Source organism: Caulobacter sp. HJHS_5 (assembly GCF_056683955.1).
The window spans coordinates 388,418-403,209 of the sequence record NZ_JBWZNC010000002.1; the positions used below are offsets into that span (position 1 = coordinate 388,418).

19 protein-coding genes are annotated in these 14,792 nt (G+C 66.6%); 17 read left to right on the forward strand and 2 right to left on the reverse strand.

Annotated features, from left to right (window positions below):
- The first annotated feature begins 62 nt into the window (after positions 1-62).
- The 16 genes from ACFLIT_RS05545 (at position 63) to ACFLIT_RS05620 (ending at position 9,528) form a co-directional block, all read left to right on the forward strand.
- On the forward strand, positions 63-371 hold the full coding sequence (locus ACFLIT_RS05545; protein ID WP_479910205.1) for a helix-turn-helix domain-containing protein: 309 nt from the start codon (positions 63-65) through the stop codon (positions 369-371).
- Positions 372-381: 10 nt separating this feature from the next.
- A complete protein-coding gene (locus ACFLIT_RS05550; protein WP_479910206.1) occupies positions 382-513 on the forward strand; it encodes a hypothetical protein in 132 nt (43 codons plus the stop codon).
- A gap of 8 nt (positions 514-521) precedes the next feature.
- Positions 522-812, forward strand: a complete 291-nt coding sequence (locus tag ACFLIT_RS05555; RefSeq protein ID WP_479910207.1) for a hypothetical protein — start codon at positions 522-524, stop codon at positions 810-812.
- A gap of 110 nt (positions 813-922) precedes the next feature.
- Entirely contained in the window at positions 923-1,129 is a 207-nt protein-coding gene (locus tag ACFLIT_RS05560) for a hypothetical protein (RefSeq protein ID WP_479910208.1), read from the forward strand.
- Between the two features lie 47 nt (positions 1,130-1,176).
- On the forward strand, positions 1,177-1,656 hold the full coding sequence (locus tag ACFLIT_RS05565; RefSeq protein ID WP_479910209.1) for a M15 family metallopeptidase: 480 nt from the start codon (positions 1,177-1,179) through the stop codon (positions 1,654-1,656).
- On the forward strand, positions 1,653-1,994 hold the full coding sequence (locus ACFLIT_RS05570; protein ID WP_479910364.1) for a hypothetical protein: 342 nt from the start codon (positions 1,653-1,655) through the stop codon (positions 1,992-1,994). Before ACFLIT_RS05565 ends, ACFLIT_RS05570 begins: the two co-directional genes overlap by 4 nt.
- Positions 1,933-2,169 carry an Rz1-like lysis system protein LysC gene (gene lysC, locus ACFLIT_RS05575; protein WP_479910361.1) on the forward strand — a complete coding sequence of 79 codons (237 nt, stop codon included), beginning with the start codon at positions 1,933-1,935 and terminating at the stop codon, positions 2,167-2,169. The genes ACFLIT_RS05570 and lysC overlap by 62 nt, the downstream gene beginning before the upstream one ends.
- Before the next feature lie 88 nt (positions 2,170-2,257).
- Entirely contained in the window at positions 2,258-2,914 is a 657-nt protein-coding gene (locus ACFLIT_RS05580) for a LemA family protein (protein WP_479910210.1), read from the forward strand.
- Complete coding sequence (locus ACFLIT_RS05585) at positions 2,914-3,714, forward strand: TPM domain-containing protein (protein WP_479910211.1); 801 nt, start codon at positions 2,914-2,916, stop codon at positions 3,712-3,714. The genes ACFLIT_RS05580 and ACFLIT_RS05585 overlap by 1 nt, the downstream gene beginning before the upstream one ends.
- Positions 3,714-4,403: a TPM domain-containing protein gene (locus tag ACFLIT_RS05590; RefSeq protein ID WP_479910212.1), complete on the forward strand. Its 690-nt coding sequence runs from the start codon at positions 3,714-3,716 to the stop codon at positions 4,401-4,403. Before ACFLIT_RS05585 ends, ACFLIT_RS05590 begins: the two co-directional genes overlap by 1 nt.
- Before the next feature lie 118 nt (positions 4,404-4,521).
- A complete protein-coding gene (locus ACFLIT_RS05595) occupies positions 4,522-5,373 on the forward strand; it encodes a WcbI family polysaccharide biosynthesis putative acetyltransferase (protein WP_479910213.1) in 852 nt (283 codons plus the stop codon).
- Positions 5,373-5,873: a GAF domain-containing protein gene (locus tag ACFLIT_RS05600; RefSeq protein ID WP_479910214.1), complete on the forward strand. Its 501-nt coding sequence runs from the start codon at positions 5,373-5,375 to the stop codon at positions 5,871-5,873. Before ACFLIT_RS05595 ends, ACFLIT_RS05600 begins: the two co-directional genes overlap by 1 nt.
- Positions 5,874-5,963: 90 nt before the next feature.
- Positions 5,964-7,100 (forward strand): GNAT family N-acetyltransferase, encoded by a 1,137-nt coding sequence (locus tag ACFLIT_RS05605; RefSeq protein ID WP_479910215.1) that lies wholly within the window; start codon positions 5,964-5,966, stop codon positions 7,098-7,100.
- The gene (locus tag ACFLIT_RS05610; protein ID WP_479910216.1) at positions 7,100-8,026 is read left to right on the forward strand and encodes a glycosyltransferase; all 927 of its coding nucleotides are present in this window, start codon (positions 7,100-7,102) and stop codon (positions 8,024-8,026) included. The genes ACFLIT_RS05605 and ACFLIT_RS05610 overlap by 1 nt, the downstream gene beginning before the upstream one ends.
- Entirely contained in the window at positions 8,023-8,961 is a 939-nt protein-coding gene (locus tag ACFLIT_RS05615; RefSeq protein WP_479910217.1) for a hypothetical protein, read from the forward strand. The genes ACFLIT_RS05610 and ACFLIT_RS05615 overlap by 4 nt, the downstream gene beginning before the upstream one ends.
- A gap of 48 nt (positions 8,962-9,009) precedes the next feature.
- Positions 9,010-9,528 (forward strand): flavin reductase family protein, encoded by a 519-nt coding sequence (locus ACFLIT_RS05620; RefSeq protein WP_479910218.1) that lies wholly within the window; start codon positions 9,010-9,012, stop codon positions 9,526-9,528.
- A gap of 20 nt (positions 9,529-9,548) precedes the next feature.
- On the opposite strand, the gene ACFLIT_RS05625 is transcribed toward ACFLIT_RS05620, so the two are convergent.
- Positions 9,549-12,269: a TonB-dependent receptor gene (locus ACFLIT_RS05625; protein ID WP_479910219.1), complete on the reverse strand. Its 2,721-nt coding sequence runs from the start codon at positions 12,267-12,269 to the stop codon at positions 9,549-9,551.
- Between the two features lie 175 nt (positions 12,270-12,444).
- Positions 12,445-13,053: a cytochrome b gene (locus tag ACFLIT_RS05630; RefSeq protein ID WP_479910220.1), complete on the reverse strand. Its 609-nt coding sequence runs from the start codon at positions 13,051-13,053 to the stop codon at positions 12,445-12,447.
- A 303-nt stretch (positions 13,054-13,356) separates the two neighbouring features.
- On the opposite strand from ACFLIT_RS05630, the gene ACFLIT_RS05635 reads away from it, so the two are divergent.
- Positions 13,357-14,790, forward strand: a complete 1,434-nt coding sequence (locus ACFLIT_RS05635; protein WP_479910221.1) for an efflux RND transporter periplasmic adaptor subunit — start codon at positions 13,357-13,359, stop codon at positions 14,788-14,790.
- Positions 14,791-14,792 lie beyond the last annotated feature (2 nt).

Here is a 14,792-nt window from a genome sequence, read left to right on the forward strand (position 1 = left end):
TGGCCTGCGAGCGATGCGCCGAGCGGGAGCACGAAGTCCTTTGGCTTCGCGCGCAGTTGGCCATGGACGACGACGCGGCCAGCCTCGCGAGCTTGCAGGAGCGTCTTGGCCTCTGGCCCAGCCTCGCGCGGGCTCTGCTGGCGCTGTTCAACCGGCGGGCACGGCTCACCAGTGCGAGCCTGCTGGTCGAACTGATGGACTCGACGTCGGACGACACGCCCCGCCAGGCGGTGATGACCATCTTCCGCCTGCGCGAACGCCTCGGGGTCTACGCCATCGAGACCGTGCGGGGCGCCGGCTACCGCCTGACCCCGACCGGCGCGGCCCGCGTCGCCGCCTGCTTGAAACCGCAGCCTCGCCGCAAAGCCTGAGGACGTCCTGATGGGCATCGTTCAACCCGCCCACTGTCGGCGGCGCCGGTTGCGGCCGCATTGGCCGCGGATCGGGGTGCTCGTCTTCACCGTCGCTGTCTGGGGCGCCCTGGCGGCGGCGGCCGTCAAAGTCTTTTCCTAGGAGTTCCCATGCCGCTCATGGCCTGGATCGCGCTGTGTGGTCTGTTCGGGACTGTCAGCGTGCAGGGCGTGGCCTTCGCCTATTTCATGGGCCGATTGTCCAACCGTATCGAAGTGCTTGAGCGCGAGTCCAAGCGCGACGCCGCCGCGGCCGAGACCGTGATCCGTCTCGACGAGCGGTTGAAGGCCGTCGCGGGTCAACTGGAAAAGCTGGGCCGCGAGATGGCCGGTATCCATCGCGCCCTCGCCAGCTTGACCAGCGGGGCAAGCTTGGTGCGCGAATTCTCCGTCGAGGGCTGATCATGGCCGAAGCGCCGACCGTCACGGAGCGTCGGGTCGCGCATGGCGTCCCATCCTCGCTACCAGAGCCGGCATTCTTCTGGCGGCGGTGGTTCGCGGTCTTGGGGACGGTGCTCGGTGACGCGCTCCTCGGGGCTTTGATCTGGCGCACCACCGACGCGGCGGTGTTGAAGTGGCTGGCCCTGGCGCTTGTCGCCTACAACGCGCTGTTGGCCGCCTTCTACATGGGCGGCGCGACCCTCACCGATATCTGGAAGCTGATCAGTGCCGTGCGGACCAGCCGCACCGAGACGGTCACCGAGACCAAGGGCGGCTAGACCCTCTTTTGCGGGCAACGCTCGCGCCCCGATATTGGAGTTCTGCCATGACGTTTGTGCTGGGCGCGAAGTCGCTCGCCTTCCTGGACGGCGTGGACCCGAGATTGGTGCGGGTGGTCAAGCGCGCCATCCGCTTCACCGTCGTCGACTTCAAGGTTATCGAGGGGGTGAGATCGGACGCTGAGGCTTATCGCAATTGGGGGAAGGGACGGACGGGGGCCGATTGTGTCGCCGCCGGCGTGCCGAAGGCCTACGCCGACCCTTCGGCCGCCAAGGTGACCTGGCTGCGCAATCCCCTGAACACCAAGCACCGGATGCAGGCCAACGGTTATGGTCACGCGGTGGATTTGCTGCCCGCGCCCTACGACTGGAAGGCCACTGCGCCGTTCGATGCGGTGGCCACGGCCATGCTGCGCGCCGCGAACGAACTGGGCGTCACTATTCGGTGGGGCGCGGATTGGGATCAGGACGGCCGGTCGCGCGAGCGAGGCGAGAGCGACAGCCCACATTTCGAGCTGGTGTCATGATGCGCCTCACGTTTGGCCTTGCTGTGTTGGCCCTTGGTTTCGCCTTGGCGACGGCCTGGTTGGTTTTCAAGGACGATCCATGGAAAGCCCGAGCCAGGACGGGAGAGGCCCAGGCCGCGCTGAACGCCACCACGAGCGCCATCGCCGACGGGGCGAATGGGGCCATCACCCGGAACATCGTGAAATCGGAGACTCTAGCCCATGAGGTTGAGACCGCCCCCGGTGGCGACACGCCTATTCCTGACGCCGTTCGCGGCAACTGGCTTGCTGCTGTCGATGGGATGCGTGAGCGCACCGACGCCCCTGGCGCCAGTTATCCCTCCCAGTCTACGCGCTGAATGCCAAGGCGCCCCGACGGCCGGCATCGCGACCGTCGGCGAACTCGCGGCTTGGGGGGTAAGAGAGGAAGCAGCTCTGAGGGCGTGCGAGATTCGCCGGGCGGCGGTTGTGGCGATCGCCGACGCCCATGCGTCGGCCATGGCGCTGAAGCCTTGGTGGAGGCGGTGGCGGTGAGGCCGCAAGCGCTCTTGCGTGAGGAGACGCTCGGTCCGACATTACTTCAGCCTTGCCGCACTGAGCGAGGGTGATGGGAGCCGTCCATATGCGCCGTATTCTCAGCCGCCGTCTTCTTCTGCCGCTCGCCGGCCTCGCTGTCGCCGTTTCGCTGGCTGGTTGCGGCGTCAACACCATCCCGACACAGGACGAGCAGGTAAAAGCCCAGTGGGCCGAGGTGCAGAACCAATACCAGCGGCGCGCCGATCTCATTCCGAACCTGGTCAACACCGTGAAGGGCTACGCCGCCCAGGAAGAGCGGGTGTTGACCGAGGTGACTCAGGCCCGCGCCAGCGCGACCCAGGTGCAGGTCGATGCTTCCACCATCACCGACCCAGCGAGCTTCGAACGCTTCCAGGCCGCGCAAGACCAGCTTTCAGGTGTTTTGGGGCGGCTGCTTTCGATTACCGAAAACTATCCGGATCTGAAATCCAACGCGAACTTCCTGGCCCTGCAGAGCCAGCTTGAGGGGACCGAGAACCGCATCGTGATTTCGCGGCGCGACTACAACGAGGCCGCCCGAGTCTACAACACGACCTTGCGGACTTTTCCGAGCGTGATCTGGGCCAAGACGCTGTATGCCAGCCAAAAGCCGGCGACATTATTCGCCGCCACCACGGCGGCGCAGACGGCGCCGACCGTCAGCTTTGATACTTCGACGCCCGGTTCCGCGCCTCCGGCGTCTCAGCCCGCCCCGCGCCCCTGATGTCCTTGCTTTCGCGATGGAGAGCGGCGCTCGGCGCTCTCGCCGTCGCCGCGGTCTGGGTCGGCGTCGCGTTCGCCGCGCCGACCTTTCCGCCGTTGACCGGACGGGTTGTCGACGACGCCAGTATTCTGTCGCCGCAGACAGAGGCAGCCTTGACGACGAAGCTCGAAGCCCTCGAGCGAGCCAGCGGCCGGCAGTTGGTTGTCGTGACCCTGCCGTCGCTGCAAGGCTACGACATCGCCGATTACGGCTACCAGCTTGGGCGGTCGTGGGGCATCGGCGACACGAAGGCCGACAATGGGGCGTTGCTGATCGTCGCACCGACCGAGCGAAAGGTTCGGATCGAGGTGGGGTACGGGCTGGAACCCATACTCACCGATGCGATGTCCTCCGTGATCCTGCAGGGCCAGGTGCTGCCTCGCTTCAAGGTTGGGGACATGGAAGGCGGCGTGATCGCAGGCGTCGACGCCATTGCGCAGCAACTGGCTCTACCGCCCGACGAGGCCAGGACCCGCGCCGCGGCGGCCGGGCAAGATCAGCGCGCTTCCGGTGATTCAGGCCCCAGCGCGCCGCTCATTTTTGCTCTAATTCTATTCGCGGCGATCTTCCTTTTCGCGCGCGGCCGCCGCCGGTCCGGACTCGGCGGCGCCTTGCCCTGGATCGTGCTCAGCGCCCTCTCGAACAGCGGCCGAGACCATGGTCGATGGAGCGGCGGGGGCGGCTTCGGCCGGGGCGGCGGGGGAGGATTCTCTGGCGGCGGCGGTTCGTTCGGCGGCGGCGGCAGTTCAGGGAGCTGGTGATGGCGCGACGGGCGCTGACATCCAACGAGGCGGCGAGAATTTCCGCGGCCGTGGCCGTCGCGGAGCGTGGAACGAGCGGCGAAATCCGCTGCGTCTTGGCGGACGACCTCAACCCCACGGGAGGCGCGCTGATCGCGTGTGGCCTAGCGTTGGCGGCGCCGGCTGTGTTCCTGCTGCTTGGCTTTCAGCCGCAGGCGCTGATGGACATTTTCGTTGGATGGAGCGCGGCGCACGGCCTGACGCCGACTGTCGCCGCGGCGTCCGCCCTGCAAACCTATGTGATGTTACAGGCCGCGGTGCTGATCTTGGCCCTGGCCCTAGCGCTTTCCCCGATTCCCGGCTGGCTCACCCCGATCTCTTGGCGGAAGGCGGCGGTCGATCGCGCGGCGAAGGCGCAGTTCGAGGCCCTTGGGCTGGCGCATACGCGCGATCGCACGGGCGTACTACTCTACGTGAGCACCAAGCACCGGCGCGCCGAGGTTCTGGCGGACGAGGGCATCTACGCCAAGGCTCCGCACCAGGCCTGGGACGAGGTGATCGCCTTGTTGACCGAGCCGCTGCGCCGCGGCGAGACGGCCGATGGTTTTGTGGCGGCGGTCGAGCGGATCGGCTTAATCTTGGCGGCGTATCTGCCGCCGCGGGACGATGATCGTAACGAACTGCCGAACGCGCCGACAAGTACGCGATAAGCAGGATCGGTTCGGGAACGTGTTCTCCCGCGCTTGGTGTCGGCGCCCTGGATTGCGCGTGCGTGGCTTTCCGCTGCGCGCTATCTGACCGGCTTCGTCAGTAGGAGCCGTTTTCTTCGTGGCCACGCCCAGACTTGTCGTCGCCGGCAACTGCCAGGCGCGCTTCGTCGCCAAGATGCTGGAAGCCAGTCCGGCGGTGAACGAACACTACAGGGTCGTCTACTTCCGGAATTTCCGTAGCGGCGACCAGGGCGTCCTGGATGAGAAGACGCTGCGAAACTGCGCCATCCTTTTGGAACAGGTCGCCCATCAGGCGCCCGAAATGCCCCACAAGGCGAGGTTGCCGAAGTGGACCAAGGTGATCCGCTTTCCGGTCATGTGGTTCAACACCCTCTGGCCGACGTTCGTGCGCGATCCGCGCAATCCGCCCAAGGAGGTCGGCGGGCCGGGCCTATGGCCCTATGGCGACCGGATCATCATAAAGGCGCTTGATCAGGGTGAGGCGCCGGAGCGGGCTGTCGACCGCTGGCTGGCCGCCGATATCGCCGCCAGCCTCGATCTGGACCGTTTCCACGAGATCAACGCCGCCAAGATGCTCGATCTGGATGGGCGGTCCGAGTTGAAGCTAGCGCGTTACGTGCTGGACAATTTCAGGCGGGAAAAGCTCTTCGTCACCCACAATCATCCCTCGTTCCGCATGCTCGAAGTCTTGCGGGACAAGGTGTTCGACGCTCTCGAACTGCCCGCGAGCGACGCCGATGTGCAGAAAGCCTCGGGCGGCATGTACCACACGCACAATCCAATCCATCCGACGGTCGCGCAGCATCTTGGACTCGAGTGGTTTGATCCCGCCTCGCCGGCGCGGGTGCGTAATGTGGAATTGCCTGTGCGTGACTATTTAAGGCTCTATGCCGCGTGGGAGCAGCCGCCGAATCCCGAGGGCGCGGGATTGGATCTGGATTCCGAGTGATGGCCGAAGCGTTCAACGACAAGACCCTGGCGGCCGAAAAGGCCGAACGGTACGCCGAGCTGGCGGGAGAAATCGCCTCGGTGCTGGAGGGGGAACCGGATCGAACGGCCCGGATGGCGACGGTGGCCTCGATGCTGGCGAACAGCTTCGAGCACTTTTTCTGGACGGGCTTCTATCTCGTCGATCATCACAAGGGCGATGAACTGGTGGTTGGACCCTACCAGGGCACGCTCGGCTGCCTGCGTATCGCGTTCGGACGTGGCGTTTGTGGAACGGCGGCGGCGACGCGGCGGACACAGCTCGTTGCGGATGTTCATGCGTTTCCAGGCCACATCGCCTGCGACGGCCGTTCGCAGAGCGAGGTGGTCGTGCCTGTTTTCGACGACACCGGAGCGCTTATCGCGGTCTTGGATGTCGACAGCGACCGACTGGCGGCTTTCGATGCGGTAGACGTCGAGGGGCTGGAACGCATTCTGCGCCAGACTTTCACACAAGCCTGATCTGGCGCCGATGCGGGCCGATCCAATGGTTCTTCAATATTTGTGGCCTAAGGATTGCAACGGGTAGAAGGCCCGAAGCTACGCCGTGTCATGTTGGAAATCGAAAGCCTGCATCCTGCCGATCTGACGCTGGCCGACCAGGCCGCGTGGCGCCTGCTGGCGACTGCGCAGCCGGCATTTGGCAGTCCGCTGTTGGGGCCAGATTTTGCGCAGGCCGTCGGCGCCGTGCGCGACGACACGCGAGTGGCGGTGTTTCGGCGGAGCGGGGAGGTGATCGGCTTCCTGCCCCACCACCGTCGCCCCGGTGGCTTGGCGCGCCCCATCGGCGCCTTGCTTTCGGATTTTCACGCCCTGGTCAGCACGCCCGACTTCCGCGTTGGCGGCGCGAACGCGCTTGCCGCGGCCGATCTCTCATCCATTCGCTTCAGTGGGCTGATCGATCCGTTCGGCCTGTTTGGCCCGATGGCGCCGCGCGATTCTCATAGCATCGTGCTCACGGAGTCGCCGGAGGCCTATCTTGAGGAGCTTAGGGCGGCGAGCGCCAAGCGCTTCAAGAACTGGCGACGGCTCGAGAACAAGCTCGATCGCGAAGTCGGTCCACTGCGCCTCACGGCTCCCGACTGTTCGCCGGAAGCCTTCAACACCTTGCTGCGTTGGAAGCGGGAGCAACTACATCGCACCGGCGCCTACGACTTTCTGAGACCGGAGTGGACCGTCCAGCTGCTGCGAAACCTCTTCGCGCTGCGCGAGGGTGATTTCCAGGGGCTGATGCTCTGCCTCTACGCTGGCGACCGTTTGGTGGCGGGGCATTTCGGGGTGCGCCTCGGCGGCGTCTATCATCCCTGGATTGCGTCGACGGACCCTGACTTGGCGGTTTGCTCGCCGGGGCAGACCTTCCTGAGCCACGCGATCCTCGCCATGACCCAGGTGGGTCTTCACCGCTATGATCTCGGCCCGGGGCATGACCATTATAAGCGCCCGTGGTCGACGACCCAGGCGATGATTGGGGAGGGCGTGGCGCTGGCCGCCAGCCCGGCAGGCCGTCGCGCCGGGTCCCTGGAGACGGCCTGGGCCTTGGCGGGCGCTCAGCGGAACGGCGCCGTGGGGCGGTTGCATCGGCGCCTTAACGCCATCGCCAGCGCAGACCCGACCATGAGCGGACGGCTTCGTGGCTTCGTCGACGCCGTCGCCGCCCAGACGCGCAGGGGCCGAGAGGCCGAAGGCTGATGGTCGGCGCCCGGATCAGCCTGATCACCCCGACCCAGCGGCGGCCTGAGGGCCTGGCGCGCGCCGGGCGGTCGTTGTTCGCTCAACAGGATGTCGATCCTGCCGAACTCGAGTGGATTGTGGTCGACAATGACCAGCAACCCTCCGCCCAAGCAGGCGTCGAGGCTCTGCGCCGTGAGTCGCCATTCCCCATCGTCTATGTTCATGAGCCGAGGGCAGGTGTCGCCAATGCCCGCAATGCGGCCATGTCCGTTGCGGCCGGCGAGTTGATCGCCTCGCTCGACGACGACGAGGAAGCTTCGCCGAGATGGCTCGCCGCACTGCTGGCCGCGCAATCGCGATATGATGCTGACGTCGTGTTCGGCCCGGTGCGTGGGCGCGCGCCGGAGAGCGTCGGCGTGCATCGCACCTATCTCGAACGCTTCTTTTCCCGAGAAGGGCCGACCGAACCTGGCGTGATCGACCATTACTACGGTTGTGGCGACAGCCTAGTGCGACGCTCGGCGATGCCGCATCCGACCCAACCGTTCAACGCCGCGCGAAATCACATCGGCGGGGAAGATGACCTGATGTTCGGCGGCATGCAGGCGGCAGGCGCGCGTTTCGCCTGGGAGCCTGCGGCATGGGTCTGGGAGGATCCGGCTCCGCAACGGTTGACCCTCGCCTACACGCTTCGCCGGGCGTTCGCCTATGGCCAGGGGCCGAGCGCGCACTGCGCCGCGTCCAACCCGCCGGATCGTCTGGGCGTCGCCAAGTGGATGCTGGTCGGGATCGGGCAGGCCGTGATCTTCGGCGTCGCGGCCGGTTTCCAGTGGCTGACCGGCCGCCCCCAACGCGCCGAGACCTTGGACCGCGCCGCGCGCGGCCTCGGCAAGACCCTTTGGTGGGGGCCGTTCAAGATTCATTTCTACGGGCAGGCAGTATGAGCGTGATCACCGACTGGTCGGCCGAGAAGGCCGCCGCCTTCACCCACGACACCACGAATTTCCGCCACGCACTGCATGAACGTTCGATGTTCGACGACGAAGGGCTGGCGCGCACCTTGGACGACTATCCGCGCGATAAACTTGGTGTCTTCACCATGGGAGAGGATCCCATCGCCTGGACGACCTGGCGGCGCGGTTCAGCGGGCGACCTTTCGGGCGCCGAACTGCTGGCCGCCGCCAAGGCCGGACGAATCTGGTTGAACCTGCGCGAGACCAACAAGCACCTCCCGGCCTATGCCGAACTCAGCGATGAAATCTTCGCCGACAAGGCGCGTCACGCGCCGCACGCCCCAACCTTCAAGCGCGACGTGGGCCTGCTGATCTCGTCGGCCAACGCTCAGGTATTCTACCATCTGGATGTCGCCCTGGTCTCGCTGTGGCAACTGCGCGGGGTGAAGCGCGTGTGGGTATATCCCGTCGCCGAACCCTTCGTCAGCGACCAGGCGCTCGAACGGATCGTCCTGCGCGAGGCCGCCGAGCAATTCGCCTTCGACCCGGCTTGGGACACCTCGGCGATCCAAGTCGAACTTAAGCCCGGCGACATGGTCAGCTGGACCCAGAACGCGCCACATCGGATCGAGAACGGCCCGATGCTGAACGTCTCTCTCTCCATTGAATTCATGACCCCGCGCGCTCTGATGCGCGCTAACGTCATCTACGCCAACGGCGTTCTGCGGCGGCGACTGCCCGGCCTGCTGGGAGCGCACCCGACCATCGAGACAGGGTTCGGTCCGGCCGCCCTGGCGAAGGCGGCGCTGGCGCGGGGCGTCAAGGCGGTCGGACTGCAAAAGGCGCATGAGCGCAAGCTGCCGGCGACCTTTACGCTCGATCCTGCTGAGCCGGGCGTGCTCAAGGCGATGGATCGCGCCGCCTGAAGGCGCTTTGCTGTTGCACCGCCTGACGCGGAGCCGCAGAAGGCCTGCATGATTGAACCTGTCATCGTCGATATCGGCCCGGCCAGCGCCGAGCAGTCTCGACGCCTGCGCGAAGCTTTCGGTTGCTTCGCCACCGGTGTGACCATCGTCACTTGCCAGGGCCCCGACGGTCGCCCGGTCGGTCTGACGGTGAACGCATTCACCTCGGTATCGCTCGATCCGCCGTTGGTGCTCGTCTGCATCGACGCCGCCTCCAAGAGCCTCGCCGCCTTCGAGGCGGCCGGGGCCTTCGCCGTCAATGTGCTGGGCGCCGGCCAGGAAGACACGGCGTGGCGTTTCACCCTGCGTGACGGAGAGCGGTTCGAGGGAGCCGTGGTGGAAACCTGGAAGGGCGCGCCGATCCTCGCTGGTTGCGTCGCCAATTTCGAGTGCGTCGTCGACCAGGTCCTCGACGCCGGTGATCACCGAGTGATCATCGGGCGGGTCGAGACCTTGCGATATGAGCGCGAGGCCCCGCCGCTGCTGTTCCTCGGCAGCCGCTTCCGGGAACTGTCGGAACAGGACTGAGCCTGTCCCGGCGCGCCGCGTCAGAACAGTTTTCGGAATGAGACCCGGACGGTGCGGCCCAACGGGTCCTGGAAGTTCGGCTGATAGTTCATCGGCGTTGCGCCGGTGCTGTCGCGCACTTCCTGCTTCTGATTGAACAGGTTGTCGATCGCCAGGGTGGCGCGCGAGCCGCGGAAGAACGGATGCTCGCGGAACCAAGGCTGCTGACGAAGCTCCGCGAAAAGCCGAACGTTCAGCGTCGTCAGGTCGGAGAAGTCCAGATCCTGGGCGCCGCCGACGCCGACGCCGCGCACCTGGGTGCCTTCGGTCCAGCGAGCGTTCAGCGCGAGACCAAGGCCGTTACGCGTGAAGTTGCCCTGGGCGTCGACCGCATTGCGCGCCGTACCGCCGCCGGACCCGATGGCGCCGCCGTTGAGCAGATCGAGCGTCGGAATGCCGGATCGGATGGTGATCTCGTCCTGGAATTTGATCGTGTGGTAGAGGCCGAACTGGATGTTTCCGGCGCCGGGACGGCCGCCGCCAAATCCGCCGGGCCCGCCCGGCCCTCGACCGAATCCGCCCCCGCCGGGACCGCCGCCGCCGGGCGGGCCTGCGAAGCCGGCGCCGGGCGGTGGGCCGCCTTCAGGCCGAGCGCCGCCGGGAATCAAGCCGGTCTGGGCGCCTGCCGGGCCGCTTTGCGCACCGGTAGGCGGAGCCTGAGCGGCGGGTTGACCTTGACCCTGGGCTTGATTTCGGCCCGGACCTTGACCGCCTTGACCGCCTTGACCGCCTTGACCGCCTTGACCGCCTTGACCGCCTTGACCGCCTTGACCGCCTTGACCGAAGCCTCGGCCGCCGCCGGCCGGCGGCTGTGGGCCGATCGCCTTGCGGAAGGTGAAGCCGTAGCGGAGTTCCTCGGTGTCGCGTCTGTCGTAGTTCACCGGCCGGGCGTCAATCTGCGTCAGGACGCCAGCGGCATTGCGGATGAAGCGGTCGGGGAAGGCGTCCTCGATCTGGGTGCTGCCCGACGGGAAGGTTGAGATGACGTCTTCCGTGCGGCTCTTCAGATAGCTGGCGGTGAAGGTCAGGTCGCGCTTGCTCCACGGCTTCAGGTTCAGGCCCAGACGCATCACCTGACGATCGCTGGCCGACAGATTCTGATTTCCGCCGTCGATGCGGGAGATCATCACCGTTTGGCCGGTGCGGAAGTCATAGGTCTGCAGGCCGGGTGTCACCTGTTCGGGATTGCCGAGCTGCTGCACCGTGGGGGCGGTCTCCTCGTCGGTGACCGAAGCGATCACGCGGATCCCCTCCTTCGGTCCCCAGTTGACGCCGTAGCCGATGGTGGTCAGTTGGCCGAAGTCGGAGAGGTCCTCGACCTCGCTGTTGAAGTTCAGCGAGACATCGCCGATCGCGGCCAGGAAGTCGTTGCGCCTGCTGGTCAACGGCATGTCGACGTTGATCTGGAAATTGCCTGTGTCGCGCGACAGGTCGGAGGTGCGGCGTACGCCGGTTCTTACGGCTTCGGTGCTGAAGTCCAGGGTCTCTGCGCCCACGCGGATCGTGCTGTTCATGTATCCGGCCGGCAGGCGGAACAGCCGGCCGTTGAGCACCAACTCCGCGTCAGCGGAGGTGCTGACGGAGTTTGAAGTATCGCGATAAGCCGTTCCGGCGACCACGCGCTGGGTCGTCTGGTCGCTGTCACTCCGGTCGGCGTTGGCGGTCGCCGTCCAGTTCCAGCCCTTGATACTGCCGGTCGCACCGCCGCCGATGTGGCCGGCGAGCGAGGTGGAGTCCCGCATCAACGGACCGCCCGCCAAGCTGTTCAATCCCAGTTTCGCCTTGCTGTCGGCGCCGTCGAGCGTCGCGTTGATCGTGCCGGAAATGCCGTCGCCGAGCGGGCGCGAGTAAACTGCGTTCAGGCCAACGGTCTGCTGTTCGGCCGCCAGTGTTCGAAAGGCCGCGTCCGCGCGCGGTTGGGCGAAGTCACGATCGCTTTCAAGCAGGGGGGTCTGGTTGCTGACCCGGCCATCCAGCAGGAAGCGGTTTTGCAGCCGAATGTTCAGCATGTTGACGTGCAGATCGGTGATGTCGCCGCCACCTTCCTCCGTCGACGCCTTGTAGCCGCCTTCCGCCATATGCGCGCGGAAATACGGGCGAAGCACCAGGTTCAGCACCCGCTGGTCGGCGCGATAACCGTATTTGAGCGCGACTTCCTCGGGCAGGATGTCCGCCCGCAAGATGGCCTCGGTCGGCAGGTCGCGAATCTCGGTGAAGCTCGACGTGCGCGCGCCGTTGATCAAAATCACCGGCCGGCCGCCTGCGTCGCCGCCGCGGCCGGTCGTGGTCTGCGGCGTCAGGGCCGCGACGAGGTCAGCAACGTTCGAGACGCCATAGGCCTGGATATCGCGCGGGGTCAGCTGCATTTCAGGCGGGATATCGCCGATCACCGCCCCCGGCATCGTGCGCTGGGCGGTGATGATCAGGCCTTCGACCTCATAGTCGTCATCCGTCATCGGCTCGGCGCCTGTCGCGGGGCGTTCGGCGGTCGGCGCGGGACGAGCAGCCGGCGCCGCTGTCGCCGGTGCTGACGGCTGCTCGGCCATCGCGGGGGGCGGAGCTGTCACCGCAGGCGGCGGCGCCGCCTGAGGCGTTTCCTGGGCGAAGGCCGGCGAGGCCGCCAGCATGGCGGCTCCGGCCAGCAGCGCGACACGCGGGGTCGTACGGGCGCCGGCGGGCAGGCGAGGGGCCTGATGCGTCATATCTGTCTCCGTCTGGCGCCTCCCCCCGGACGAGGAGTGGCGAGCTGTACCGGAGTGCTGATATGCGGCGAAAGTTGCTTAGGAATGTCTCCGCGGAGGCGCCGGCGTTTCCGACCGGCAATGTTTCGACGGACGACGACAAATCTGGCCGCAAATGCGGCGGGGGAAGGCCATGTCAGTCTTTCCGCCCACGCAGAAACGGCAGCGGCAGCATGCGGTGCAGAACGCCGTCGCGGCTGATCAGGGTGTGCTTCAGCGCGCCGGCCACGTGCAGGATCACCAGGACATAAGTCAGCTTCACCAGCAGATGGTGGGATTCGGTGACCGGATCCTCCAGGCCTCGGCGCGTGGCGATCGGCAAGTCGTGCAGAAAGCCGATGTGCGGCCACGGCACGGTCTTAAAAAGCAGGGTGGGGATGTTGGTCGGGCTCAGCGAGACCACGGCCCAGCCGGTCAGCGGCAGGCCCAACATGATCACATAGAAGCCGACGTGCACGGCTTTCGACGCTATGTGCTCCCAGCGGCCAAGCGGCGGCTTATAGGTGGGCGGCCGATGCGCCAGGCGCCAGGCGATCCGCGCCAACGTCAACACTAACACCGTGATTCCGAGCGATTTGTGCACCTGGAAGGTGTTGAACTTGGCGAGGCCGCGCAGTTCCTCCATTTGCCAGCCGTACCAGATGTTGGTGAGCAGCAGCGCCGCGATGGTCCAGTGCAGCAGGATCGCGATCAAAGTGTATCGGTCGCGCGAACGGCCTCCCGCCATCGCCATTTCCCCAGTCATCGACATCTCCCCCTTATGTCGCGTCAAACGACCGACCGCGCGGCCCGTCCTGATGATCCGACGCCCAGGTTCCGGTCGTTCGATCGGTCCACGCCGAAAATCTGGACGCCCAAGCAGGGTTCGGCTAGCGGCCGCAGAACATTTCACGCAAGTCCGCGTGGAATGTTTCAGCCGGGATACAGGGCGACATATCGGCGCCACCCTAGATCGAATAGGGTTATGCGGATTAGTCGGCCGAGCTCTGTGCTCGCTGGCCCATCATGTTCATAGGCCGGACTGGCCAGCGGGGATTCGGCGGCGTTCATGCGACGACACTACTTTTTGATCTCGGCGGTGGTGATCGTGCTGCTGATGCTGGTGGCGGCGGGCGCGCGTCTGTTCATCTTCAAGCCGCAGCGGGCGGGCCCGGGTGGCCCCGGCGGCTTCGCGGGCGCGCCGGGCGGTCCCGGTGGTCCTGGTGGCCCGGGCGCCGACGGGCCGGGCGCGGGCGGTCAGCAACGTCAGGGGGCGGGCGGTTTCGGCGGCGCGGCCGGCGGCTTCCGTGGCGGCGGCACTCAAGTCACCTCGATGACCGTCCCGACCCATACCTTCACCGACCGGATCGACGTGCTGGGCGTCGCCAAGGGCCGCCAGTCCGTGACCCTCACCTCCAACACCACGCAGCTGGTCACCGCCATCCGCTTCCGCGATGGCCAGGCGGTCAATCGCGGGCAGGTGCTCGTCGAGCTGCGTGCTACCGAGCAGGACGCCGGCGTCGATCAGGCCCAAGCCGCCCTCGAAGCCGCCCGCCTCAACTTCGAACGCTGGAATACCCTGGCCGAGAAGGGCATCGCCGCCCCGGCGACGCGCGAAACCTATCGTGCGTCTTATGACCAGGCCAAGGCGGGGCTCGCCGCCGCGGAAGCCCGTCGGGGCGATCGCGAAATTCGCGCGCCGTTCAGCGGCGTGATCGGCCTATCCGACATCGCCCCGGGCACGCTGATCAATCCGGGCACGGCCATCGCCACGCTCGACGATCTGTCGGTGGTGCGTGTCGACTTCGATATTCCCGATCGTTTCCTGTCGCGGCTGCGCAAGGGCGCTCCGATCATCGCCCGGAGCGAATCCTTCCCGGGACAGACCTTCGCCGGCGTCATCGCCGAGATCGATACCCGCGTGAACGAGCGCACCCGCTCGATCAAGGCGCGGGCTGAGCTGCCCAACCGCGCTAACCTGCTGAAGCCCGGCATGCTGATGCGCGTGGGCATCGAAGAAGCCAGCCGTCAGGCTCTGGCTGTCCCGGAAGCCGCCGTGCAGTTCGACGCCGACCAGGCCTTTGTCTTCGTGCTCCACCGAGGGAATCGCCCGCAAGGCGCGGGTCAACCGGGGCAGGCGGGCCAACGTCAGGCCGGTCAGCGTCAAGGTGGCCAAGGCTTCGGCGGGCAAGGCGGCGCCCAGCCGGCCGGCGCTCCGCGCGGCATGCCGGCCACGGTCGAGCGCCGGGTCGTCGTCGCCGGTCAACGTCAGGATGGCTTCGTGGAAATCCGTAGCGGTCTCGCGCAGGGCGAACAGATCGTCGCCGACGGCGTGAACCGTCTGCAGGCCAACCAGATGGTGCTGATCACCGCCCGCGCGGGTGGTCCCGCCGCTGGCGCGCAAGGCGCGGCCGGTCCCAATGGCGGCGTCAACAGCGAACGTCGTCCCCGTCCCAATGGCCAAGGCGGTGGGCAACGTCCCGCGGCGGCGGCCGGCGCCTGAGC